Genomic DNA, 25,733 nt, shown 5'->3' with positions numbered 1-25,733 from the left:
ATGCATAACCTCCCCCTTACTAAAAGACAATCATGTAAGTTACAAACGTACAACCAATTGAAAATATTATAAATCTAAAAAACAACTGAGTCTTTGATGCAAATGATCCATCAATAAAAGAAACAACTACTGTAAGCAAAACACTTGCTGCAATGCTTGTAACGAGCCATATACTATGCATTTGTGATAAATTTAGCATTCTTAATAAAGGTACAAATAGTAAATTTGCACATATCACTCCAAATAGTAATAAAAATACACCTTTATAACTAAATTTTATACCCATTCCATTTCATCCTCTCTGGACTTCATGTGAAAGAAGTGATAGGCAAAATACCTATCACTCATAAAGACAGTTTAAAAATCACGGATTAACAGATTCTCCGTCTCCACTCTTTTCAATTTCAAGCATATTTTTGTCGTACATTTTAAAGAATGGTAGATAAATAAGGAATGATATTGCTATATTTATTAAAACTAATACAACTGCACGCCAATCTCCTCCTGTAGCTAAATATGCACCAATTGGAGCTGGTAGTGTCCACGGTGGCATAATGTGTGTTGGTGTTACAAATCCCATTGCAGTTGCAGAATATGCTATAGTAGCTGTTACTAGTGGTGTAATAACGAAAGGAATAATTAAGATTGGATTTAGGACAATTGGTAAACCAAATATAACTGGTTCATTAATGTTAAAAATTCCAGGCACAATACAACTTCTCGATAATGCTTTCGAATATTTTGATCTACCAAAAACTATCATGGCTAATACAAGTCCTAGCGTTGCGCCCGAACCACCAATCCAAATAAACCATTGATAAAACGGCTCTGGTGCAATGAATGGAAAATGGCTCGCGCCACTTGCTACAGCTTCACCGTTCTTCCCTAAATACACATCCCAAAGTGGTCTCGCAACAGTGCCTACAACGGATACACCGTGTATCCCGAAAGACCAGAAAAATGTAATTAAAAATACTGGTATAATAACGCCAAAGTAACTATCACCAGCTTTAACTAATGGTGCTGCTAATTTATCCACAACGTAATGTACATCTACTTTAAAAACGACAGTAATAATGCTCATAATAATAATAACGAAAGCCGCAGGTATAAGCGCTTCAAACGAACGCGCTACTGACGGTGGTACTTGTTCTGGCATTTTGATCGTTACGTTTTTCTTCTTACAAAATCTTAAAATCTCAACTGATAAAATAGAAACAATCATCGTCACGAATAATCCATGACCTCCGAGATTTGTCATCGGAAGCATAAACCCTTTTTTATCAATTAATTCAGGTGTTAACGTTAATAGCAAGGAACATACTGCAAGCTGTGCTCCTGATAAAGCATCTAGCTTATAACTTTTCGCTAAATTATATCCTATTCCAAATGCTATATATAACGACATAATAAACATCGTTAAACGATATGGTATTAATATACTTGTTTGATTTTTTAATGCCCAAACGGATATGAAACTATCTTTCGGTAATGGTGGAAATGCTACGATTAAAAAGAAACTTCCTACTATAATAAATGGTAACGCTGAAATAACTCCATCACGGATTGCTTGTAAATGCCTCTGTTCAGAAAGCCTTGCCATCGGTCCAGATAAGTTTTTATCAAGAAACGTGACAAACTTATTCATAACGCTTCCCCCTAACTAATTAATTCATTTACAGTTTTTAATAAAGTCGGTCCGCCAAGCGGTGTATATGCTTGCGGCGGAATGATACCACACGGAATAGATTCCTCTTCTGCAAATTTTTTAACTGAATCGAATCGATGTCTTACTTGAGGTGCAACCATTACAACATCCCAGCCATTCTTCACTTCTTCTTCTACCTCATTTGTTCCAATCGCATGCACTTCCATGTTTACCCCTTTTTTCTCCGCTTCTTTTTTTAAAGCGTTTACAACAATTGCACTGGACATTCCTCCAGAACAAACGAATAAAACCTTCATTTATTAATCCTCCTATACTTATAAATTAGCCCCTTCGAATGAAAGGAAGTTTCACTTTACTAACAAGCATATGAAGAAGTGAAAGAATTTAGTTATGATGAAAGTAAATTTCACTAAAAATATTTTTCCTATTAAATTAATGTTTCAATATGTATTTTTCTCAATTGTAAGAACAACCTCACCTCGGATATCATATTAGTTAACGATATAATAGGGAGGCGTATAAATGATTGTTAAACGTTTATTAATGATATGTTGTATCGCCATCTTTTTTATTCCTTTCTCTTTCATTCCCCCTCACTCTACTTACGCTGAAGTAAATGCTACGTACAAAAAACATGAATTACGTGCTGTATGGATTGCATCTGTTCTTAATATTGATTGGCCCTCAAAAACTGGCTTACCCATCGAAAATCAAAAACAAGAATTTATTAGATTATTAGAAGATGTAAAAAACACCGGTATGAATGCAGTCGTTGTACAAATAAAACCAACTGCTGATGCTTTTTACCCTTCCCATTACGGTCCTTGGTCTGAATACATTACAGGTACACAAGGAAGAGATCCTGGATACGACCCGCTCGCATTTATGATTGAAGAAGCTCATAAAAGAAATATAGAATTCCACGCATGGATTAATCCGTACCGAATAACGATGAATCACACTGATATAAATCGATTATCAAATAATCATCCTGCAAGGCAACATCCGGATTGGGTTGTACCTTATGGCGGAAAATTATATTACAATCCTGGTATTCCAGAAGTGAAAAAATTTATAACTGAAGGTGCTTTAGAAATCGTGCAAAATTACGATGTTGATGCGATACATATGGATGATTATTTTTATCCATATAAAGTAGCAGGTGAAGAATTCCCCGATCAAAAAACGTACGAAACCTATAATAACGGTAGATTTACAAATATAGAAGATTGGCGACGTGACAATGTAAATGAACTTGTCAAAGATTTAAATACTGCTATAAAACAAGAAAAATCATATGTAAAGTTTGGTATAAGTCCGTTTGGCGTATGGCGAAATATAGCCGATGATCCAACTGGCTCTAACACTACCGCAGGTCAAAGAAACTATGATGACCTTTACGCTGATACACGTGAGTGGATACAAAAAGGATACATTGATTACATTACACCGCAAATTTACTGGAATATTGGTTTCACACCAGCTGCATATGACATATTAGTAGATTGGTGGGTAAAAGAAACAAATAATAAACCGATTCACCTATACATCGGTCAGGCGACTTATAAAATTAATAACAACTCTGTCCCCGCTTGGTATGATCCAGAAGAATATCCAAGACAAATTGCATTGAACCGGTTATATTCTGAAATAAAAGGTAGTATGCATTTTAGCTTAAAAGATATTAATAACAATCCGCTAGGGGTTAAAGATAGACTCGCAAAAGACATATATAAACACCCTGCACTTATTCCGCCTATGCCTTGGCTTGATCATGAGCCACCAAAACAACCAACTTTAAAAGGGGCCATTCCAAGAGATGAAGGTATTGCTGTAGGTATCATTGATGATAGAGAGAATGACTCTGCTTATTACGCCATTTACCGTGTAAAGGGGAAAAATGAAGTGGATATAGAAAATCCAAAACATTTACTCACTACTATAAGAAAAACAAAGCTTGGAGAAATTTATATAGATAAAACAGCTATTTCTGGAGAGACGTACACGTATGTAGTAACTGCAGTTGATCGATTGCATAATGAAAGTATTGCATCTAGTCATACAACCGTTACAGCAAAATAACATCTAATAAAAAAGCGCCTTAAAAGCTACGAAATATAGCTTTAAGGCGCTTTTATTATTTATTCTTAAACTTCTCAGTCGCTGCTCTCATCTTCACATTCAAATCGTGATCAATCGAATCACGAATATCTCGCTCGACTACTTCCATTTCTTTTTGGAAATTTTGTAAGTAGATTTTTAGTTCTTCTTCTTTTTCTGGTCGTTGTGAAGGTGGTAATTGTACGACTAACGATAGCATAGCTGTTAAATCTTTCATTAAAAATGTTTCAAGTTTATGCTGTTGCTCAAACATACGCTGCTCCTGATAATACGGCAAGGCATTTAATACTGAAATTGTAATATCATCAACCGTTCGTTGTAATGAAGGATTTATTGAGCGCTTATACGCTTGAATTGTATTTAATGCATCTGGATATCGATCATAAAAATACAATTTATAAAACGATAAGTCTGTCGGTTTTACTGTTTGCTGCGTTTCTTGTCTTAAAAAATCTTTTACTTTCATCGCCGCTACATCAATATCTTCATTTGTAAGTTTTTTCGTTGTTTTTGCCATTACATGTACTTTTTTCTGTTTTTCTTTCGGTAACATTGAGAATACTTGCTCTCTCGTACGTTGACCCGATGCACAGAAAAGAGTGTTTAATGTATACTGTTCTTTCTTTCCTTCTGTACGAATCCAGCGATAAAAGAGCGGATGTTGTGTAAATTCTTGTAGAAACGGTAATGATTTATTCGATAACTTATCTAAAGAATCATGTGCTCTTTTATATGGTTTCGTCCATGAAAAATACAGTTTACGTCCGAAATATACAACTAAAACAACGACAGTAAATGCGATTAAAAGCAATGTACCTAATAGTACTAATACGGTTTGAATGAAACTCATTTTTTCACCTCCTCTAAAAGTCCGTTATTTCCTTGGACGCTGAATGAGTTTTTGTTTCATTTCATCATTAAATGTATCTAGTTCAATAACAAACTTCTTACTTGACTCGATAATGCGTTCTGATGATTTCTCAGAAGCTTCAATCGCAGCAAACACATTTTGGAATGATTCGCGTAATTTATCCATGCTAATTGCAGGATTTTCAAGCAGTTTTGTTGTTTCTTCTGTATTTTGTTTTAATGCTTGTGAGTTACTTAATACCATAGATTCAATTGCTTCATTTGTCGCATTCACTGCATCAATTGTTTTACGCTGATTTGTTAATGCTAGCTGAATAGCAGCTGAAACTGTTACAACGTTTTGCGTCATTGTAATGGCATTACGAATTGCCTCTGTTAACTTTTCATTATTTTTCTTAATAATATCTACAGATGCGATAGATTGTAATAAAACACTTTTCGCTTGCTGCATATTACGTGTACGCACTAGAATCTTTTCTAATGCATCGTTAATTAATGGAATATCTCTTTGACGTTCTGGATTTTGTTTCTCAGCTTCCAGCATGCCAGCAAGTTTTCTACCTAAGTATACTTGCTTATCTAGAGCGTGAATTTTATCGTGCGATTGCTCTTTAAGCATTTCAAGACCAACTGTATCTTCTTGTAAGTTGTCACGACCAATTAGAAGGGATCTTATAATCTCCTCAATTTGCTTATCTATAGATTGATATTTATGCACGTATGTTTCAAGTGGATTTTTCTTGAATACTTTAAACATAATTTTCTTCATACCACTTGCTTTTAAGGAATTCGGATCAAGTTCTGATACCACTTTTCGTAATTCTAACAATGTATTTGGAATTTCTTCGTTCTTTCCATTCATCATCGCTGTTACAGGACGTTTTAATGCTGACAACGTTTGTCCTGCTGCTTGTTGCTCTTTATCTCCTAAATCTCCTAGCTGAGACAATACTTTTGATAAATCTGTATTTTGCTCGCTATTTAACTTTTGTACATAAAGATCAGCTTCTTTATTCAGTTCCTCTAATTCTGCATCTTTTATAACTGTATCAACCACTACTTCTACATTATTATCTTTCACAATCGATACAGGTTCTTTTTTCTCGAGTTCAGTCAACAAAATCGCTCCTTTATTTATATGTGCGAATTTATATGCACTATATTTCATCTCATTCATCGAATTCCACTTGTTTGAAACCGATTTTTCAAGAAATACCTGCATATGCAGTCATTCCCTGTTTCTTACTATAAGTATACCTGTTCTCAACATTATTTTCCTCAGACTTAAGACCTAGAGAACAACATGCTGAAGGCGGATTCTTCATATATTACGTATATAAATTATGTTCTTCTTATCCTACTGTACGCAATCTTTTGACATACACCCTTTTTCAATGTGATAATTAAATTGCGCTCACTCCTATTTCTTCTTGCGCGCTACGAATGCTCCATTTTGAAATGCTAATAACACCGTTTCAAACATTTCATCTTCTTCAATCATGTTTATAAACTCGGCTAACTCACTCGCATGAGAAGTAGCATTATCAACAACAAGAAAGCCCTTTGGTTGTAAAATTCGTTTTATATGCTCAAGCCACCACATGTATTGCGTACGCTCTGAATCTAGGAAAATAAAATCAAATGAATGATTTAGCTGTGAATCTAAAAATGCCCCTGCTTCTTGATTATGAACATCAATCCTTTGCAAAAGGTTTACCTTTTCAAAATTGACAAGTGCCTCTCCAACTCGTTCCGAAGAAAGCTCTACAGTCGTTACACTTCCATTTGTTTCTTCTACCGCGTTAGCTAACCACAATGTAGAATAGCCATTAGAAGTTCCAATTTCTAAAATGTTTTTTGCACTACATCCTTTTACTAAAATTGATAAAAATTGCCCCATTTCACGAGAAATATTTCGTAATTTTTCTTCCCGTGTTTTTTTATTTCGATCATGCTCTTCTCCATATTGTTCAAGTTGAAATAATAATGAATCTAACGTATCCATTTTTTTCATCGCCTTTCCAAAGCAATATGATGAAAAAGCTCTTGCTGCCCGTCTACTTTCATTATATGCGAAACGAAAATCTTTTTCTCGTTATACGATAAAGATTTAAATTTTTTTATAGCATATTGTTTCGTTTTTTGGTAAAGTTAATTTCTACGTGCAATTATTCCATTCATACTATTTTTAATTCAATTGCAGTTGTTAAATCATATAAACCCCAATTAAATGAATCGGTATTTCAAATTCAATTAAGCGCCCTTTCCGGACGCATTTTCTTTTGTTTATATATTTCTAGAAGAAAGGATGCTTACAATGAACGTGATTAGCTTAGATGCTGCTCGAAAACGAAAACAGCATAAAAAATTAATGATTACTATACCGATTATTTCACGTATTTATGAAGAAGATGGGGAAATTAAATTTGAGGTAGCCGGCGAAAAAGATGTACCTCTTGAAATGTTAGAGAAATAAAAAAAAGACGCACTTCTAAAGAAATGCGTCTTTTTTTATACTGTTGCATTTAAGTGCATAAGTTTTTCAGGATTAACCATCATATAAATGTTTGAGATTTTCTCATTCTCAAATGTAAATGAAAGCACATAAGTCACTTTATTATTTACTTTAACAATAACGCCTGGGGCACCATTTACTATTTTATAATCAACATTATACTCTTCCGGAAACTTTTTCCCAATTCCAAAGAATAAACGTATAATTCTATCTGCAGAATAGATTGGATGGATTGCAGTTGTAGCTTTACCACCACCATCAGCTTTTAGTATCGCATCTGTTTTTAATACTTCTAACATGCCTTGCGCATCCCCACACTGCAATGATGATACAAATTTCTCCACATAAGCAGCTATCTTTTTCGTACTTAATGTTGACTGCTTCGGCTTTTCCGAAATACTTTTTCGTGCACGTTGAAAAATTTTTCGGCAGTTCACACTACTCTTATCAACAATTGAAGCGATTTCTTCGTAAGAATAACTAAAAACCTCTTTTAATATGAAAACAACTCTCTCTACCTCAGTCAGTTGTTGTAAAAGTAATAAATATGCTGTAGAAATTGATTCTTTCATTACAAATGACTCTGATGGATCATTAATCTCTTCCACAAATGGTTCTGGCAACCACATTCCGACATATACGTTACGTTTATGTGCTGCCGAACGTAATTTATCAATTGAGCGGTTTGTTACCATTTTACATAAATAGGCTCTCATATTTTCTATAACTTGAACGTCCTCCATATTATTAAGCGATATAAATACGTCATGGACGATATCTTCGGCATCCATAACACTCCCAAGGATTCTGTATGCTAACGAAAATAATAATGATTGATACGTTTCATATAATTGCTCCGCTTCCATGATGAACTGCCTCACTTTCGAATTGCGTTAAAATGTGTAACGCTGCACGTTTTCCGCTTGCTACCGCAGCATCAGCTAATATTTCATCATGCCCAACCCAATCTCCTGCAACATAAACACCTGGCATTTCAGGTATATTAGGGCCAGGGTTTTCAACACGGTCAATATGAGGAAAATCATGTACTACCGATATTTTCGGTAAATATTGCTGTGCAACAACTTCTCTTTTCCAATTCGGATGTAACAATTCCATTGTATTTTTTAACTGTTCTTTATCTTCTTGAATATGATTCAGCTCTAGCACAGGATTGTGATACTTAATTAGACTCACTGCAATTGATCCATCTTCACTTAATTTAGCTGCTCTCGATTGATTTGTGAAAAATATAGGCTGATCTAATCCCAATGCAAAATGATGTAAAGGATTCGGTAAATGTTTTAAACCAATATCTAATGCTGACGCGGTCACTTGTATAGATTGTTCACTCCATTTTTGCAAACTTGTTCCCTCTGCACCTTTTATAATTTTACAAGCTTCTTTCGGTGGAGTTGTTACAATGACCGCACCTGCTTCAAATACTTCATCGTCAAAACATTGTATTCTTTGTTTCCCTTCACAATACTCTATTTTCAACACATTCTTTTTAGCTAGAAATTGCACACCACTAGTACTTGCAATACCCCTTAAATTTGTTATTATCGTCTCCCAACCACCATCTACATAAAGTACTCCTTCTTTCATTGAAAGCTGTATTTGTTTTAATACTGAAGATGCTAATTGTATTGTAGGAGCATACGTATATGTTGTTGTTCGGCATAATGCATAAAATATATTTCGAACCATTGGATCTTTAATTTCATTTTCTGCCCATGTAGTTAGGCTCATTTTCGGAACTTTTCCTACATCTAATTTTCCTAAATGAATCATAAGACGAGAGAACTGTACTTTTGCAGACCATGAAAGTAACGGTGTTGATAAAATTGAGCGAAAATCTGTTGGGATGGTAAAAATATCCCCTTTCCATATTCCATGTGCTTTTGTAGATGGGGTTCCACCTGGAAGATTTACACCTAGCTCATTAAAAATTATAAACGCTTCTCCACCTCTATATAAAGCATGTGCACCAAGATTCATACAAATGCCATTATTATTTTTAGTCATCCCTCGACCACCGAAGTGACTGGACTTTTCTAATACAATAACTTTCCTTCCAGCTTTCGCTAAATATATAGATGCTGTTAATCCAGCAAGCCCACCACCAACAATTACTACATCCAAATTTTTCATAACAAAATCCCTCCTTATCTGTTCTACATACAAGACGAACGATTAACGAGGGATGTGACATTCAGTGATACATAATTTATTTTCTAATCCATTACATGCTGGTGCCAAATTTCACTTTCTTCTTCACTCATCCCTCCTATTATTTTTGAAAAATCTATTTTCCTATCAAATGAGTCTTTTAACTTATAAAATTGTTCAAACGATCCTGTAAATATTTCTAATGAATGAGAACAACAAATTGTTTCAAGGTTATCAATTGTCGCGCCATCTAATTCCAATTCCTTTAGTCCTTTCATTTTACCTAATGCCGCTCCATCCTTTACCTCTGTATCTGTCAATTTTATATTTTGAATTGACGCATTGTGTTGAAAGCAATATAAATTAGCGATGATGCTATTTTCAAATTCAATTGTGATTAACTTATTTAAATTTTGCAAAACAAGTAAATCCAATTCACTAACATTCTCTAAACCTAAAATGTATAATTGCTTTAAATTATCTACTTTCGAAATCGCATCGAGTTGCTCACGATTTGAAATATGTACAGATAGCGATTCTAATTTTTGAAACTGCGGTAGCAACGAAAAATCTTGAATACCAGTATGTGAAATATCTAATTTTTTTAATGATGACATTTCTACAAGTGCCGATAAATTATTTATCTTCGTATTCTTTATATTCATTTCTTGTAAGTGTTGTAGATGTATGATTGGTATTAAATCTTGGACCGGATTATTAACTAAATATAACTTCTTTAAAGCATTCATTCGTTCTAATCCTGTTAAATCATGAATTTTATTTCCAGATAAAATTAGTTCTCTCACTTCTGTACACATCTGTAATGGACTAATATCTACTAACCCTTTTCCACTTAGATATAATCTCTTCTCTCTAATAAACCTTTCTGCTCGTTCAGATTCACCCACTATATTTCTCCAATTCTCATCTAAACTATCGTACCAATTCTTAACGTTATTTTCAGATTGAAACATAAATTGAGGATGTAAAACAGGTAATTCAATATTAAATAAAGCGTCTAAAAAATGTATATTATCGTTAGCACCATAACTCCAATATACATAGTTTTCTTCTTCGTGAATGGTGAAATTTTTATTTTTTAGCGTTTGTAAAATAAATAGTAACAAGTCTGAAATTCTATTCGCAATTACATATTTTACTTCTTCATCTCGTCCAAAATTAATAACTTGCCCCACTTTTCCCTTTTCATCTGGATCAACATCTATTCCTATATTGTTACCGCCATAATCTTTACTAATAGGTATCCAATTGTGATTCACATATCTTTCCTTTATACATTCTGTTGGTATTGAAAATGCATCAGAATTTAAAAAATCATCCTCTTCAATTCTTTTCCATATTCTCCACTCATCCAAAACTTGATCTAATGAGAGAAATGGCAAACCAAAAAACACCCCTGGTCCTGATTTATCCTCTCCGTTATGCGCAAGATAAAGATTACGTAATTCATCTGGAAACGCAATTCCCATTTCATTTTCAACATCTTGAATTTCTTCTATTGTTGCAGGTGCATTCAAAAACGGTTGAAAGTAATTTTTCAATTCAACTTCCAACTCTTTTAAAATAGTATGATTCATTTTCTGCACTCTCCTTGTAATTCAAATTTAAAGAGCGCCATTATTTACATTAATTGTAATTAACAGCACCTTTTTTCACAATGAAACTATTGTAATTATATTGCGTACAAACGAACAATTTTATCACTTTATAAACCAAGAGCAGCACCGCTTTCACATTTCAATAACTAGACTCATATCCTAAATTCAAATTGCATGAAAATATAAGAAAGGCGGGTAATACAAATGACTTCTAGTATCGACTACACTTCCCCTTCAACTAATTTCACCCATGATTTAAGTAAAAGTAATTTTTTTCAGAAAGATGCCCAAAATTATATAAACGTACTTGGCGTGAAACAATTAAATACGTTAGAAAATTCTTCTTTATTAGATATTTATTTAAGTACAGGAAATGTTATAGAGCCGCATATTCATCAAAATGCAGCTGAACTTGTTTACTGTATTTCAGGATCTGCGGTTGTTTCTTTACTGAATCCTTTTACAAACCAAATATTAAACTTACCGATAAAACCAGGGCAAGTTGCCAACATTCCAAAAGCGTGGTGGCATTATGAAATTGCTACAACAGATAGTACTCATTTATTAGCTATTTTCGACGCCCCAACCCCAGAAGTTATTTTTGGTTCTGATATTTTAAGATTAACTCCCGCTAATATAATGGCTCATACTTACTGTCTCGATGAACAACAATGGAAACAAGCGGTAGCCCCTATTCAATCCACTACAGTAATTGGTCCGTCAGCAAACTGTAATCAAAACCGTGGAATGATAAACCCACCAACTCAGCCTCCTAGTCCACAACAAAATTTATATTACCAAGATTCATATTATTTTCCTCTCTACTGGGGATATTAATCTATATCATGAAGAGACCATCATAATCTCCTCGGAAAATACGTAGGAGATTTTTTATTGTATACCCTCCATTGCTATTTTTTATCGTAACAATTAATAGAGTACATACATATAATATTTATATATTTAATTGGAGGTGATAGTACTATGAGTAATTATAACTATCGAAAAAACTACTCTCATAATAAAAATAGTAGTTCATCAACATCCTCTCAGTCTTCGAATTCTCAATCTTCCAATTCCCAATCACAAAGAGATTTAGCCGAGCAAGGATATGTAAAGAAAAAAGGATGTAACTGCAATAAAAACAAATAGTTTATTACTAATTTGAGCTATAACATTTCAACCCTCACGATAAATATCTTACTTCACTTGTATACCGTTTATGAAATGGATGAATTCTATTTTTAATAGAATTCATCTTTTTTATTTATAGGTAATTTTTCAAACCATAAAACTTATTTCATAAACAATAAAGTGTAAATCATACATTTTGATTTTCCTTTTACCCCAACTTAACAAAGAGGAATTTTCCAATTGATTTATGAGCTATCTTCCCATAAAATATAGCCCACCCTAATAAAATTAGGATGGGCTATATACAAACGCCAGTTCAAATTTCAAACAGACTTTGTAACAAATTAGACGATATTAATACCTGCACTTACAAATCCAGCTACTGCAGCTATTGGACTTGCTGCTGTTAACGAAACATATAATAATATTTTATCCCCAGCTGTTACTGGTATAGCTTCAGCAATGATTCCTGATGATGTAGAACCGATCGCTATTGCGGCAAATGCTGGTGTTAATAATAAAGGTGCTCCCTGTACTGTAAACGTATTACTTGCTGGAGGTGCAGTTAATATTTGTATTTGCACTTGAACAGGTGATAATGGAGCTAATGCAGCTGTTGCACTAAAGAAACCTGCTAATGATGTAATAACTCCATCACGCGGTGCTACAAATGCATAATCACCTATACCTAATGCTAATGTGATACTTGTTCCACCTGTTAATGCTATACCAGGCTGACTAAATCCAAATCCAAGAAGAGTTCCTGTATTAGCTATTAACGCGTTAACTAACGCAGATGGTGTTGTACCTGAAGCAAATGGAATAATAGCTCCGCCACCTGTTGCTCCTGTTGCTCCTGTTAATCCTGTTGCTCCCGTTGCTCCTGTTGGACCTGTGTCTCCCGTTGGACCTGTTGGACCTGTTGGACCTGTTGCTCCTGTTGGGCCTGTGTCTCCTGTTGGGCCTGTCGCTCCTGTTGCTCCTGTGTCTCCCGTTGGACCTGTTGGGCCTGTCGCTCCTGTTGCTCCCGTTGGGCCTGTTACTCCTGCTCCTGTTGCTCCTGTCGGGCCTGTTGCTCCTGTCGCTCCTGTTGCTCCTGTTGCTCCCGTTGCTCCTGTTGCTCCTGTTGCTCCCGCTCCTGGAGTAGCGCCAATTAATTGAGTTAATAAATTTAATAGAAGTTGTAAACTTGCAGGATCAATAATTAAAGAGAAGAAGAATGGTGCAAGAGCACTGTAGAATTGTTGTAATAAAGAAAGCAATTCGCTTATGTCTGGATTAGGAGATTGGAGTACATTGATAATACTTTGAATTAATTGTTTTAAATAATTTCCTTCTGGAGAAGGTGCTAATTCATTTAGTAAGTTCAAGAGCTGAGTAAACAAATTGAGTAAAGCTAATCTGTTTGCATCACTTGGATTTGCAAAAAACGCTGCAATAGCCGAAATTAAAGAGTTTAGTAAAGTAATTAATCTACCTAATTGCTCGCTAGTAATGGGAACTGTTTGTGGATTGTTACAACATTCTGGTGTAAAAACTATCGGATTGCAGTTATTGTGACCAAAACAATTGTTATGTGACATTTATTTCCTCCTGACTTGTCTTATAGTTGAGTGTTTTCCTATTCTAAGAACTATAAAATTTTGCATAGATTTAATTCACTTAAAATAGGAAACATGAATTATAATTAAACTTTAAAACGTTATTTAATTATGTTCATGACTCACATATTAATTATATGTTTTTAATAATTGACTGCTTAGATTAAACACCTAAACTGAAGAGTTTATTTTATTTTTCCACGTTTATCTCTTAGGTCCAAAAGCACATTTTAGTTTAAATATTAAAACTAAGCATTAGAATATAACCAATAACTAACAAGTAATAACACCACCTTTTCAAATAAATAACAATAATACCTTTACTTAAATTGTGTTCCCTCTATTATCATAAAGCCGTTTCTATTATCAAAAGCTCTCATACAATATAGTGGACAAGTTATTGTATACTTCGTTCCAAAAAACAATTTAGGGAGTGAGAATTAATTGCCTATTATTCAGCCATTTATGGCATCTAGAAGATTCACCTCTACGCTAGGAGCTGGAACTGGAACTGGAGCAGCTTTCGCAATTGCTGCTACAGCTTGTTTAAACGATGCTGGTACTACTGCAACCACTTTTCCGACTTTTACGTATTACAACTTATATGTTAATGGCATTCTTCAACCTAGTGTGAACTCCAGTGTTACTACTGGACCTACTGGTGCTATTACAATTCCTGGCGGAGATGCATTAGACGGCGGAATTCCAATTACAATCGAATTTATCGTCACTTAGTGTTATCTACTTTAAAGTAAAACAAAAAGACAGATTCTTTTTATTTAAGAATCTGTCTTTTTTAATTAATAATGATAAATTGCAAAATAATTGATGAACCTTGTGATGGTGGTTGATCATCCAATAAAGTTAACTGACCAGTACTAACCTGATAAAATGGTTGTGGTTGAAGTATTCCATTAATAAACAAGTTAATATATGAAACCTCATCAGCAGCTAATATGTGAGTTGTACCATATTGAGCGATCCCATCTGCATCTGTATATATAAGTTTCTCTCCATCTGAAAAAGTGTAAAATAATAAATTAGTTGTTGTTATGGGACCAATAACTCCAGTTGGACCTGTTGCTCCGGTAGTTCCTGTTAAACCAGTCGGTCCCGTTAATCCCGTTGCTCCTGTTAATCCCGTCGGTCCTGTTAAGCCTGTTGCTCCTGTTAAACCCGTCGGTCCTGTTAAGCCTGTTGCTCCTGTTAAACCCGTCAGTCCTGTTAAACCTGTTGCTCCTGTTAAGCCCGTTGCTCCTGTTAAACCAGTCGGTCCTGTTAAACCAGTCGGTCCTGTTAAACCTGTTGCTCCTGTTAAACCCGTCGGTCCTGTTAAACCTGTTGCTCCTGTTAAACCCGTCGGTCCTGTTAAACCTGTTGCTCCTGTTAAACCCGTCGGTCCTGTTAAGCCTGTTGCTCCTGTTAATCCGGTCGGTCCTGTTAAACCTGTTGCTCCTGTTAATCCGGTCGGTCCTGTTAAACCTGTTGCTCCTGTTAATCCGGTCGATCCCGTTGGAATATAAATTGGTGGAAGAACCGGAAAGGTAGGTCCAATATTTTCAGGTCCTATCATACCTTTATTCAAGGATAATTTATCATTGTGGTTCACTTGAATACCTCATTCCACATGTTTTTTTATTCATTCAAATCATTAAAATCTATTATTAAAGAATAACTTAATAACTATCCTTTTTTTTTCAAATGACTAACCTATTAAACATTTTACCATTGTTATAACTACTACTAAAAACTCTCACTTCCCGGCTTTATTTTTTATTCCACAATATCCACCTCACCGGATCTCCCTCTAACAATTATACAAAATGATTAAAAAATGATTCATACTTTTTATAAGTCACTTTCTTACATACTTAAGTAATAAAGCGAAAGTTTAATCAGTAGGAATTTTATCCGTCCCCACTAATAATTATTTAAACCAATCGGTCGTTTATGTGAAGCCCGAACCCCACTTAAGATCTTTGCTCCAGCTGAAATTTGAGGTGGGAGTTTTACTGCCCGTTAATATGGGATAATAAATACATTACACTATATTCATAGTAGAAATTATCTATACTAAATTTTCCGTATATACATTATCAATTTACACTTCTACCTGCAGATGTTACATTGAATAAGAAGACAGTTTCTCAAATGCGAACCATCTCAATACGTTTTTTGAGAAATATACTCCAATCCTATACGCGAGAGCAATACTATGTTGACACTCAAACGAGTGTCTTTTTTTATGAATTAATAAAATAAAACCATCTCTTATAGATGGTTTATCAACACACATTGCTTTTTATTCTTGATATAATTACAAGTTTATGTAGCTGGATAATAAATGGTCATACTTAACCGAGTTAGCGTACGTCCAGAATTATGATAAGAGTGCTGTCTATCTGCCTTAAAGCGAATTGAATCTCCGCTATTTAATGTATATTGACAATCTTTTATTTCCATTGTCAATTCCCCTTCAAACACCGTTATAAACTCTTCTGTACCTTCTTTATGACCTTCTGAAATTAATTTTCCTTCTGTTTCAATTTCAACAGTATAGATTTCAAAGTTCCTATCACCTTGAAAAGGAAAAGAAGGATACACTTTATATCTCCCACTGTCTTCTGATAATATTTGAACATCATTTCGTAACACAATTTTTGTATCCGGTTGCGGATTATTGATTAAAGTAGTAAAAGACACTTTCAAACCATTAGCAATTTTCCATATCGTAGTTAATGTCGGGCTTGACTCTCCTCTTTCAATTTGTCCAATCATCGTTTTACTCACACCTGTTAATTGAGAGACCTTTTCTAAACTCATTTTCTCTTTTTCACGTATAGTTTTTAAATTTTTTGCTAAAATAAGTTGAATTTCTTCCATAAGAAACACCCCTACACTATATACAATATAACGACCGTTATGTATAATAAAAAGCACACGTTATATTGTTCTTTTCGGTCATTATAACACACACCAAATAATTAGGGGGTTTTGAAATGCCTATATTTTCTTTTTTATTATTTGTTTTTATAAGTAGCTTCACACCCGGACCTAACAATTTTTTAGCTATGACATATGCCAATCAACATGGTTTGAAACGGAGTATGCAATTTTGCTTTGGGGTAGCTTTCGGATTTTTCATCCTCACTTCCTTATGTAGCTTCTTTAATATTGTACTAATTAATATCCTACCTATAATCGAATTCCCTTTAAAAATTTTAGGTGTAATATATATGCTATATTTAGCCTTTAAAATACTCACTAGTAAAACTAGTGCAGATCCAGATGAAAAACATAATAAAAACTTATTTACAGTCGGGATTTTTCTTCAATTTGTTAATCCTAAAGGGATACTATTTGGGCTGACTGTAGTGTCAACTTTTATTCTCCCTTACTATAATTCATATTCAAGTTTTCTATTTTTCTCATTATTTCTAGGTATAGTTGGGTTAATGAGTACATTTAGTTGGAGCTTATTTGGTTCCATGTTCCAAAAACTTTTATTAAAACATACGAAATCATTTAACATCATTATGGCCGTTTTATTAGTTTTCAGTGCTATTTCAATTGTAATTAATTAAATTCAACTTCTAAACTTCTTTTCTTTTTAAAAGTATGTTTTACAAATATAGCTGATATCTTAATGAACCTCCCACTAACATATAGCACTTATTAAGTTTTAAGGCGGGAGTCTCCTGTATCTAATTATATTTATACGAAATAATATTATAAAAAGAGGATTACTCATAATAAGTAATCCTCTTTTTACAGCATATTTTTTAAAAATATGCTGTTCTATTAAACTAATACCTTTACTTAACTTCGTACCACCAACCTTTACGATCAAGGTAATCCGTCATTCCTTTAAGTTGAGCGTCTGAAGTTGGTTCAGAAATAAAATATGTTAGACCATCCGATTGTAAGATAAAGTTAGCTGTCATTTTTAAGGACGTTAGCGCCCCCATAACATCAGGTGTTTCATACGGTGAAAAAGCTCCTGATTGAATGATATTTTGTTTGGCTGGTGGAGTTGTCCCACCAGATTGCCCAGTTAATGCATATACAATTGAATTAGCAATCTTATCTGGATCCCATTTTGCCATATCTGCTTCATTATCGATAAATCCAAGTTCAATTAAGATTGCAGGTGCTTTCGTATTCGATAACACATAAAGGTCTTTTCGTTCCTTCGCACCACGATTTGACCAACCAATATCTTTTGAAAGTTGCGCTGCTATCTTTGCTGATAAAGCTTGTTGGTCATAGTACAGAACTTCAACACCATTAGCTTTCGTATCATATGAGTTTAAGTGAAATGAAACTACTAAATCTACATCATGTGAGTTTGTTTTTGATACAATGTTATTTAAATTTTGTGCTTGCGTTGTCCCTACTTCATCAGTATCATCATAAACTGTATGCCCTAATGCTCTTAATTTAGCAACAACCGCATCCTTAACTTGGCGATCCATAATGTGTTCTTTCCGATTTCCATAATTCGCACCCTGTACAATACTATTGTGCCCTGCATGTAAACTATATCTAGCCATTGTTCCACATCCCTTTTTTATTACTATATTCAAAGCTCGTCTTATTGTCCGGTCAAATATCCTGTACATCTCCAGCAAACAAAATTTAGACACTAATCTAGTTTTAAATTTTTAATTCTAGATTATCTATTTTCTAAAACAAAGGACTCATAAATAAAAACCACAACTAAAATTTTCAAGTTGCGGTTTTTACGCATTTAAACTGTTAATTTCAAAATCTTTTTATTATAATACAAAATACGTTATAATATAAGCTACTGTTCTTTAGGAGGGGTTTAATGGCTGATAAATATAAATTTTTGATTCTCTTTGTTACAGCATTTTTTTCTTTCTTTTCCTTAATAAAAGATTTCCGTAACATTTCAAAAAGTTTCTTTTGGGGGAGCTTTGCAATCCTAACAAGCTTTATATTATTATTAACTCATGTTTTAGAGTTAACTCCAATACTTCTCTATTCAGCTCAGATGGCTCTTGAGATTATTACAATACCACGTAAATTACTTCTTCCATCTGGCACTGAAGTTGCTATTTTTTGCTAACCATTCGCATATCTAAAAATTTCAAGTCTATATTTCTAATTAACTTTATAAATATAAAAATGCGGTTTCTCCTTCCTAGAGAAACCGCACTATATTAAATTTAAAACTGACTAGTATACTAATCTCAAACATCGCTGTTTTTTCGTTCATTGATTCCATTTGTTTTGTGTAAAAGAAAAAGCACCCAAATGGTTACTTTTTACCGAATCATCTATTTCTATATCTTTTTCTTCTGCTTCTTTTTACTTCCTTTATTTCTCCTTGCTTAACTAGTTTTTCAAAGTATAAACGTACTAGCTTATAAATACTCTCTTTCCGCTGATTTCCCTGCCCTTCCTGTTCTTCTTGATTCTTCATACGGGTGCACAATGCTTTGTAGTTTTTCAGCTCTTTCACCACAAGTCATCGTATCTTTTTTTATCGATGTCTTCGAAAAAATGACAATTGATTGATTCATACTATACGGCTCCCCTCCGTTCGATCTGCTCTGCTGAACTTTTACTTCATCCCATTTAGAGAGCAGTTAGCTTTTGCTAGCTGTTTTTTTATTTGTAACCCTGTTAGACAAGCTTTCATATAATATAGTCATTCCTTTCTTAAAAATTAAGCTAGTCACTGTAGTTATGAAAATAGGATTAAATCCTATAACCTTTTCAGAAATCATTCATATTTTATTTCTGAAAAAGTGCTTTGTTTTATAAAAAGGTGGTTGCGGAAACAACCGCCTTCTTGTTTATGAAAAAAAGTTTATTTTGTTGAGTTTTATTTTCATGAATAAATTCACAATATTCATATATTGTTTTAAATTTGTTACCTCCGTCATATAATAAAAGGTGAATTTCATATTTTTCGAATTTGATTAACAGAGCAGGAGGAAAACTCAATGAACAGTCTTTACGACAGAAGACCTATTAGCACTTTAACTGTAATTATTGGTATCTTTTTAATTCTTACTGCTTACGTAGGTTTGGTTTATGCTAGTCTACCATTCAGTTTTACATTTATAGCCCTTGCTGGTGTCATTGCCCTATATTTAAACTATGGTACATACGGAATTAAGTCAGCGTTTAGTCCCCTCCAAAAAGGAGCAATTAAATTTATTTTAATTGGTTATATATGGAATGCAGTCCAAAGCTCACTTGTTGCAGTAGTAATCACATATGGTTTTGACTTTCCGGTTGCTGCTAACGGAGCGACTAATATTTTCGTAGACAACACACCTGCACAATTCATCTATAACGCTATAGATATTATATTTAGTTTAATCGGTGAAGAATGTTTCGTTTTAATTCCATCTATACTAGCGATTTACTTTTTGAAAAAACATAGAGTAAATGAGAAACGATCAATGATTATTGTTACAATTATTGGAGCATTCTTTTTTGGTTTGGCACATTATTCTACATATAACGGTAACCTCGTTCAAATTTTCTTTGTTATTGGTTTAGCTAGATTGCCACTTAACTGGGTTGCATTTAAAGCTAATTCATTATGGGCCAGTTCTATCACACATATCTTATTTGATTTCACACCATTCATAGCAGCATTACTATTTTCCGTCCTACGCTAAAATAATGATTCAGGATCACTTTTCAAAATTGCTCTTTTCACACCCCTATAAAATAACGCTTTTATTCCAAAGTTATATTGTTTTAAATTATCTATTCTACTTCCCTTCTTTTATTCATATACCGAGTTGTTTATTCATAAATTAAAAATAATTGACATAACTGAATGGAGGCTAACTATGTCTTTTGCAAATATTATTAAATACGGACGCGTTCCGCACTTTAACTCTAACTTCCCATTGATTTTATTTTGGAGTCAGAAAAGTGGATGTACTTCACTTGCACATTGGTTTTTTTATCAAATAAATTTATTTAAACAAGCCATAAAATACGATTCCTTCATCCATAATTATGAAAATGAAATATATAAAAACTCCTCCGACTACTTTATTGAACTAGCTGCGGCTTTATATATAAATGGAAAGGATTCCTATAAATTAGTGAGAAACCCTTATACAAGAGCTGTAAGTTCATTCTTTTCACTAATTGCCCCCCCTCACATAGAAAACCCAGCATGGAATCCTATTCGGCATTTTTATTATGGTAATGAATTTTGTAATAAGCCTATTTCATTTAAAATCTTTCTCTACTATTTAAAAGCGCAAATGATAGATTTAGAACAAGTAGATCCACATTTAATGCAGCAATATGAACCAGCTGAAGAGGAGTTTGTCACAAAATATATCTACCTTGAAAATTTCTCTACTGAAATTGTGCGCTTAGAACAAACATATCAATTAAAAACTTCTCCTTTACACATACTAACTAAATCATGGCATCATCAGAAGGACAGGGCGATTTTTAGGGGTGATTTTGCAGATGCTGATATTACCGACCCTTTATTCCCACGTCTCCCAACATACGATAGTTTTTATGATCATGAAACTATCCAATTAGTACAGGATATTTTTAATAAAGATTTTAGCACGTACAATTACCCATTAACTCCTTTAAAAAATAAGTGATTTTCTAATTGTAGTTTCATATATTATAGAGAAACTTAAATTCATCTATTTAAGTTTCCTCATAAAACTCTCGTAGTAAGTTGTGGCACTGGAAACAGTGTCTTTTTTTAATGAAATTCAAATTGTATTATTTATTAAATCATTAAAACGTATAAATATAACATAAAACACTCATTAAGGTTGTCTCCATGCGTTCTATTTGTTCCACTGCCGTTGTATAATCAAAGTTCCATTATTTCACTATTAAATACAAAAACTTCAATTTCCAAACGATTAGCCTCAATTGATGAAAAAACAATTGAAGCATTATAATAATATAAAAATTATAAGACACACTGATAAAGCAATAGTAGGTCAAGCGTATTACTGACTGTGATTTAGTTGTTAGCATCAAAAAAGCTACATGGGATTGTCGTAATGGACTTCATGATATTTTTAAGGCTTATTTAATTAACTCCGAATTTTTAAAATTCAATTTCATAGTTTATGTCATACTCATGCAACACTTTTTGGAACAATTTGTATATCCAAAAATTACAAGTGGACATTTGGGTCAAAAAAGTGTTTTTATAACCTTACGCATGTTTTACCTTGGATGCAAAAAATACGCAGTTAAAATATTTAGTGAACAACTATTTGGATAATAATGTTTACAAATATAAAAATGCGGTCTCTCCTTCCTGGAGAAACCGCACCATATTAACGTTTTTATTAGATCTTAAACTGACTCGTATACAGATCAAAGTAAAACCCTCTATCTTCCATAAGAGATTCGTGATTCCCTCTTTCAAAAATACTTCCATCTTTTATAACAAGGATTTGATCTGCTTTTTCAATCGTTTTCAGTCGATGAGCGATTACAAAACTAGTTCGACCTTTCATTAAATTATTTAGTCCTTCTTGAATTTGCAATTCTGTTCTCGTATCAATATTTGAAGTTGCTTCATCGAGAATTAATATATCTGCATCCGCTAAAATTGCTCTCGCAATCGCAAGAAGTTGTTTTTGACCTTGACTTAAATTCGATCCTTCTGAAGCGATTTTTGTTTCATATTGATTCGGTAAATGCTTTATAAAAGAATGTGCAGATGCTGCCTTAGCTGCATTGATTACCTCTTCGTCACTTGCATCTAGTCGACCATAACGGATATTATCCATAATCGTCCCAGCAAATAAATACGTGTCTTGTAAAACTACCCCTATTTTACTTCGCAACGAATTCATATCATAATCTTTTATACTTTTTCCATCGATATGAATTTCCCCTTGCTGTATATCATAAAAGCGTGTTAACAAATTAATAATTGTTGTTTTACCCGATCCAGTGGGACCAACCAAAGCAATTGTCTCCCCTGGCCGCGCCTTTAGACTTACTTCTTTTAAAATCGTTTTATTTTCCTCATACCCAAATGAAACATTCTCAAGTGCAACATGCCCTTGTAAATTTTGTACAACGAACGCATCTTTTTTATTTTGAATTTCCGGTACTTCATCCATAATTTCAAAGACACGTTCTCCACCAGCAACTGCTGCTTGAATCGTGTTCATTAAAGTTGCGAATTGACTGAGTGGTCTTGAGAATTGACGGGAATAATTAATAAAAGCCGCAATGACACCTACTGTTGTCATTCCATTTAAAACCATAATTGATCCAGTTCCAATTACAAGTCCCATACCTAAGTTATTAATAAAGTTCATACTTGGAAAAATAAAAGCTGAAAATGTATCTGCCTTCGTAGCTGAGATTCTTAGTTGTTCATTAATTTTATTGAAATTTTGTACAGTTTCTTTTTCTTTCCCGTATAACGTTGTAACATCCGCTCCTGTTATAGCTTCCTCGATAAAACCATTTAATTCTCCTAAATCTTTTTGACGCTTTGCAAAGTTTTTACCACTATAAGCAACCAGTTTTTTTGTAACGAAAAACATAATAGGAACTGTAATTAAAGTAACAATCGCTAATATCCAATCTAATGCGAACATCGCAATCGTCACACCTATAAATGTTAATGCAGATGAAATAATTTGCACCACACTTTGTGTCAACGCTTGATTCAAATTATCTATATCATTTGTCACACGACTCATTAAATCCCCTTGCGAACGTACATCAAAAAACCGTAAAGAAAGTGTTTGGATTTTCACGAAAATATCTTGTCGTATTTTTTGTATCGTTTTTAATGCAACGTTAACCATGACAAATGTTTGTAACCATGTTAACAATACTGTTACACCGTAAATTGCAATAAGTAACAAACACATTCTCGCCGTACCGCTTAAATCTTTCGGTACAATATATTGATCTATAATTACTCCCATTAAATACGGACCTAATAATCCAAGTAAAGTCGTAACAAATACTAAAAATATAACGAACGTAAGAGCAGCCTTTTGGTACCCCATATAGTTCCATACTCTCATTACAGTTCCTTTCGTATTTTTAGCTTTACCCATCTTAGGCGCGTTACGCCCACCTTTATTAGCAAATTGCCCTTGAAAATTACGCATGTTCTTCCCCACCTTTTTTATGTAAATTACCACCTTGGGAAAGATAAATTTCTTGATATACATCACATTGTTCTAACAGTTCTTCATGTGTACCATCGCCAACTAATTCACCGTTATCTAAAACGAGAATTTTATCAGCATCTATTATAGATGAGATTTTAGATGCGATTAATAATGTTGTTGTTCCTTTATATTCTGTTCTTAACGCCGATTGAATGTTAGATTCTGATTTCGCATCAACTGCTGATGTAGAATCATCTAATATAAGAATGGATGGCTTTCTCACAAGTGCCCTTGCAATGGATACACGTTGTTTTTGTCCACCTGATAAATTCGTCGCACCTTGTGTTAAATGATGTTGATATGAATCTTCCAGCTTGTTAATAAACTCAGTCGCACAAGCTGATGCAGCTGCTACTTCCAGTTCGTCATTCGTTGCATCTTCTTTACCATAACGTAAGTTCTCTTCTATGCTACCTGAAAACAACAATGCCTTTTGAGGTACAAACCCGATTGAAGCACGAAGTTTTTGTAAATCGTATGATCTAACATTGATTCCATCAATGCATATTTCACCTTGATCAACATCGTATAAACGCGGTAATAGTTTTGCTAAAGTAGTTTTACCACTTCCTGTAGAACCGATAATTCCTACTTTTTCACCTTTACATATGTTAAATGAAATATCTTTTAAAACATATTCATTATTTTTCGTGTAACTATAACTAACATTTTTAAAGTCAATTTGTCCCTCGACTTGCTTAGGTGCAACTGCATTTGTTTCGGTCGTAATATCAACCTCAGTATTTAAAACTTGCTGTACACGATCCGCAGATGGAAATGCTCGCGCGATTTGCATAAATACCATACTTATAGACATAAGTGACATTAAAATAATATTCAAATAGTTTATAAACGCTAAAATAGCTCCTACTTGAAGCGTTCCATCAAATACTTTTTCTCCACCAATCCATAATGTTGCGACAATCCCGCCGCTTACCACTAACATAATGATTGGCATCATTATAGAAATAAGCTGCACCGCTCGAATATTTATCTTCGTTAAATCTGTATTCACTTTGCCAAACTGAGTGATTTCATATTTTTGTCTTACATACGCTTTAATAACACGTACTCCAGATAAATTTTCTTGTAACTTTGTATTCACTTTATCTAATGCTTCTTGCACTTTTTTGAACGTCCCACTCGCTTTACTTGCAATGAATATAATCGCAAGTAATAAAATTGGAACAACTACAAGTAATATAGGAAATAACTCGCGTGCTGTTACAAAAACAATTATTATACTTCCGATAAATAACAAAGGACCACGAACAAGAACACGTAATGTCATCGTCATCGCTGTTTGAATAGAAGTAATATCATTTGTCACAATCGTTAATAACTTTCCAGTTCCGAACGAATCACGATTTTCGCTAGAAAATGTTTCTATTTTCGCAAACACATCTTTTCGTATGTCAGTAGCGAAATTAACAGCTGCTTTTGTAGAATACATCATACACCCAAGTCCTCCAACTAAACCGAGTGCTGCTGCTCCTATCATTAGAAGCCCCATTTTTATTACATAATTCAAATCCCGATTTGCTATCCCAACGTCAATAATATGTTGCATAATAGTCGGTTGTATTAAGTCCATCGCAACCTCAAGTACCATAAATAGCGGTCCAATTATAGCGAAGAACATGTATGGTTTTAAATACTGTAATAACTTACGAAATGATTTCATACATAATCTCCTTTTCCCATGAAATTACCACTGAATAATTCATATCCCTCCCTATTTAAGCGATGTATTTTGTAATTTCTTTCTTATTCCTATTATATTATGTAAATTAATATTTAACATTATTAAATGATACGTATTAATGACTTTTCGGT

At 33.7% G+C, this 25,733-nt stretch carries 24 protein-coding genes; 8 read left to right on the top strand and 16 right to left on the bottom strand.

Annotated features, from left to right (window positions below; translation table 11 throughout):
• Positions 1 to 19: 19 nt before the first annotated feature.
• From MR115_RS00580 to MR115_RS00570, 3 genes are all read right to left on the bottom strand, one after another.
• Positions 20 to 286, bottom strand: a complete 267-nt coding sequence (locus tag MR115_RS00580; protein WP_097818858.1) for a hypothetical protein — start codon at positions 284 to 286, stop codon at positions 20 to 22.
• Positions 287 to 364: 78 nt separating this feature from the next.
• The gene (locus MR115_RS00575) at positions 365 to 1,648 is read right to left on the bottom strand and encodes a PTS sugar transporter subunit IIC (protein ID WP_061679234.1); all 1,284 of its coding nucleotides are present in this window, start codon (positions 1,646 to 1,648) and stop codon (positions 365 to 367) included.
• 11 nt (positions 1,649 to 1,659) lie between these two features.
• Positions 1,660 to 1,965: a PTS sugar transporter subunit IIB gene (locus MR115_RS00570; protein WP_063261053.1), complete on the bottom strand. Its 306-nt coding sequence runs from the start codon at positions 1,963 to 1,965 to the stop codon at positions 1,660 to 1,662.
• A gap of 226 nt (positions 1,966 to 2,191) precedes the next feature.
• Here MR115_RS00570 and MR115_RS00565 point away from each other — a divergent pair, with 226 nt between their 5' ends.
• Positions 2,192 to 3,751, top strand: a complete 1,560-nt coding sequence (locus MR115_RS00565) for a glycoside hydrolase family 10-like protein (RefSeq protein ID WP_242239249.1) — start codon at positions 2,192 to 2,194, stop codon at positions 3,749 to 3,751.
• A 55-nt stretch (positions 3,752 to 3,806) separates the two neighbouring features.
• Here the strand turns inward: MR115_RS00565 and MR115_RS00560 are convergent, their stop codons facing one another.
• From MR115_RS00560 to MR115_RS00550, 3 genes are all read right to left on the bottom strand, one after another.
• A complete protein-coding gene (locus MR115_RS00560) occupies positions 3,807 to 4,640 on the bottom strand; it encodes a DUF3974 domain-containing protein (RefSeq protein ID WP_000008385.1) in 834 nt (277 codons plus the stop codon).
• Positions 4,641 to 4,664: 24 nt separating this feature from the next.
• Complete coding sequence (locus MR115_RS00555) at positions 4,665 to 5,777, bottom strand: toxic anion resistance protein (RefSeq protein WP_000137398.1); 1,113 nt, start codon at positions 5,775 to 5,777, stop codon at positions 4,665 to 4,667.
• A 303-nt stretch (positions 5,778 to 6,080) separates the two neighbouring features.
• Entirely contained in the window at positions 6,081 to 6,674 is a 594-nt protein-coding gene (locus MR115_RS00550) for an O-methyltransferase (protein WP_063261056.1), read from the bottom strand.
• Between the two features lie 303 nt (positions 6,675 to 6,977).
• Here MR115_RS00550 and MR115_RS00545 point away from each other — a divergent pair, with 303 nt between their 5' ends.
• On the top strand, positions 6,978 to 7,136 hold the full coding sequence (locus tag MR115_RS00545) for a hypothetical protein (protein WP_001100983.1): 159 nt from the start codon (positions 6,978 to 6,980) through the stop codon (positions 7,134 to 7,136).
• 35 nt (positions 7,137 to 7,171) lie between these two features.
• Here MR115_RS00545 and MR115_RS00540 read toward each other — a convergent pair whose 3' ends face one another.
• The 3 genes from MR115_RS00540 to MR115_RS00530 all read right to left on the bottom strand — a co-directional run bounded on the left by MR115_RS00540 (position 7,172) and on the right by MR115_RS00530 (position 10,945).
• Positions 7,172 to 8,041, bottom strand: coding sequence for a sigma-70 family RNA polymerase sigma factor (locus tag MR115_RS00540; protein ID WP_144534297.1), 870 nt, complete (start codon positions 8,039 to 8,041; stop codon positions 7,172 to 7,174).
• Entirely contained in the window at positions 8,019 to 9,329 is a 1,311-nt protein-coding gene (locus tag MR115_RS00535) for a phytoene desaturase family protein (protein ID WP_242239248.1), read from the bottom strand. Before MR115_RS00535 ends, MR115_RS00540 begins: the two co-directional genes overlap by 23 nt.
• Before the next feature lie 83 nt (positions 9,330 to 9,412).
• Positions 9,413 to 10,945: an SMI1/KNR4 family protein gene (locus MR115_RS00530; protein ID WP_242239247.1), complete on the bottom strand. Its 1,533-nt coding sequence runs from the start codon at positions 10,943 to 10,945 to the stop codon at positions 9,413 to 9,415.
• 225 nt (positions 10,946 to 11,170) lie between these two features.
• On the opposite strand from MR115_RS00530, the gene MR115_RS00525 reads away from it, so the two are divergent.
• Positions 11,171 to 11,803, top strand: coding sequence for a cupin domain-containing protein (locus MR115_RS00525; protein WP_242239245.1), 633 nt, complete (start codon positions 11,171 to 11,173; stop codon positions 11,801 to 11,803).
• A 641-nt stretch (positions 11,804 to 12,444) separates the two neighbouring features.
• Here MR115_RS00525 and MR115_RS00520 read toward each other — a convergent pair.
• On the bottom strand, positions 12,445 to 13,683 hold the full coding sequence (locus tag MR115_RS00520) for an exosporium glycoprotein BclB-related protein (protein ID WP_242239243.1): 1,239 nt from the start codon (positions 13,681 to 13,683) through the stop codon (positions 12,445 to 12,447).
• 462 nt (positions 13,684 to 14,145) lie between these two features.
• Here MR115_RS00520 and MR115_RS00515 point away from each other — a divergent pair, with 462 nt between their 5' ends.
• On the top strand, positions 14,146 to 14,436 hold the full coding sequence (locus MR115_RS00515; RefSeq protein ID WP_242239241.1) for a DUF4183 domain-containing protein: 291 nt from the start codon (positions 14,146 to 14,148) through the stop codon (positions 14,434 to 14,436).
• A gap of 61 nt (positions 14,437 to 14,497) precedes the next feature.
• Here MR115_RS00515 and MR115_RS30315 read toward each other — a convergent pair whose 3' ends face one another.
• A complete protein-coding gene (locus MR115_RS30315) occupies positions 14,498 to 15,310 on the bottom strand; it encodes a DUF4183 domain-containing protein (protein WP_242239239.1) in 813 nt (270 codons plus the stop codon).
• Between the two features lie 716 nt (positions 15,311 to 16,026).
• Positions 16,027 to 16,641 (bottom strand): helix-turn-helix domain-containing protein, encoded by a 615-nt coding sequence (locus MR115_RS00505; protein ID WP_242239237.1) that lies wholly within the window; start codon positions 16,639 to 16,641, stop codon positions 16,027 to 16,029.
• A gap of 59 nt (positions 16,642 to 16,700) precedes the next feature.
• Here MR115_RS00505 and MR115_RS00500 point away from each other — a divergent pair, with 59 nt between their 5' ends.
• The gene (locus MR115_RS00500; RefSeq protein ID WP_242239235.1) at positions 16,701 to 17,285 is read left to right on the top strand and encodes a LysE family transporter; all 585 of its coding nucleotides are present in this window, start codon (positions 16,701 to 16,703) and stop codon (positions 17,283 to 17,285) included.
• A gap of 231 nt (positions 17,286 to 17,516) precedes the next feature.
• On the opposite strand, the gene MR115_RS00495 is transcribed toward MR115_RS00500, so the two are convergent.
• On the bottom strand, positions 17,517 to 18,254 hold the full coding sequence (locus tag MR115_RS00495) for an N-acetylmuramoyl-L-alanine amidase (RefSeq protein ID WP_242239233.1): 738 nt from the start codon (positions 18,252 to 18,254) through the stop codon (positions 17,517 to 17,519).
• A gap of 278 nt (positions 18,255 to 18,532) precedes the next feature.
• Here MR115_RS00495 and MR115_RS00490 point away from each other — a divergent pair, with 278 nt between their 5' ends.
• Positions 18,533 to 18,793 carry a hypothetical protein gene (locus tag MR115_RS00490; protein ID WP_242239231.1) on the top strand — a complete coding sequence of 87 codons (261 nt, stop codon included), beginning with the start codon at positions 18,533 to 18,535 and terminating at the stop codon, positions 18,791 to 18,793.
• 298 nt (positions 18,794 to 19,091) lie between these two features.
• Here MR115_RS00490 and MR115_RS00485 read toward each other — a convergent pair whose 3' ends face one another.
• Complete coding sequence (locus MR115_RS00485) at positions 19,092 to 19,250, bottom strand: hypothetical protein (protein WP_242239992.1); 159 nt, start codon at positions 19,248 to 19,250, stop codon at positions 19,092 to 19,094.
• A gap of 426 nt (positions 19,251 to 19,676) precedes the next feature.
• Here MR115_RS00485 and MR115_RS00480 point away from each other — a divergent pair, with 426 nt between their 5' ends.
• Both MR115_RS00480 and MR115_RS00475 read left to right on the top strand, forming a co-directional pair.
• Positions 19,677 to 20,363: a CPBP family glutamic-type intramembrane protease gene (locus tag MR115_RS00480; RefSeq protein WP_242239228.1), complete on the top strand. Its 687-nt coding sequence runs from the start codon at positions 19,677 to 19,679 to the stop codon at positions 20,361 to 20,363.
• A 177-nt stretch (positions 20,364 to 20,540) separates the two neighbouring features.
• The gene (locus tag MR115_RS00475; protein ID WP_098871096.1) at positions 20,541 to 21,326 is read left to right on the top strand and encodes a sulfotransferase family 2 domain-containing protein; all 786 of its coding nucleotides are present in this window, start codon (positions 20,541 to 20,543) and stop codon (positions 21,324 to 21,326) included.
• 711 nt (positions 21,327 to 22,037) lie between these two features.
• On the opposite strand, the gene MR115_RS00470 is transcribed toward MR115_RS00475, so the two are convergent.
• Together MR115_RS00470 and MR115_RS00465 are read right to left on the bottom strand one after the other, a co-directional pair.
• The gene (locus MR115_RS00470) at positions 22,038 to 23,834 is read right to left on the bottom strand and encodes an ABC transporter ATP-binding protein (RefSeq protein ID WP_242239227.1); all 1,797 of its coding nucleotides are present in this window, start codon (positions 23,832 to 23,834) and stop codon (positions 22,038 to 22,040) included.
• Positions 23,827 to 25,581 (bottom strand): ABC transporter ATP-binding protein, encoded by a 1,755-nt coding sequence (locus tag MR115_RS00465; protein ID WP_061679253.1) that lies wholly within the window; start codon positions 25,579 to 25,581, stop codon positions 23,827 to 23,829. The genes MR115_RS00470 and MR115_RS00465 overlap by 8 nt, the downstream gene beginning before the upstream one ends.
• Positions 25,582 to 25,733: the final 152 nt, after the last annotated feature.

Origin of the sequence: Bacillus cereus group sp. BfR-BA-01309 (assembly GCF_022664315.1) — a bacterium.
GTDB classification, from domain to species: domain Bacteria; phylum Bacillota; class Bacilli; order Bacillales; family Bacillaceae_G; genus Bacillus_A; species Bacillus_A mobilis.
Note: the sequence above shows the minus strand (reverse complement) of the source record. Positions and strands in the feature narration are given on the sequence as shown.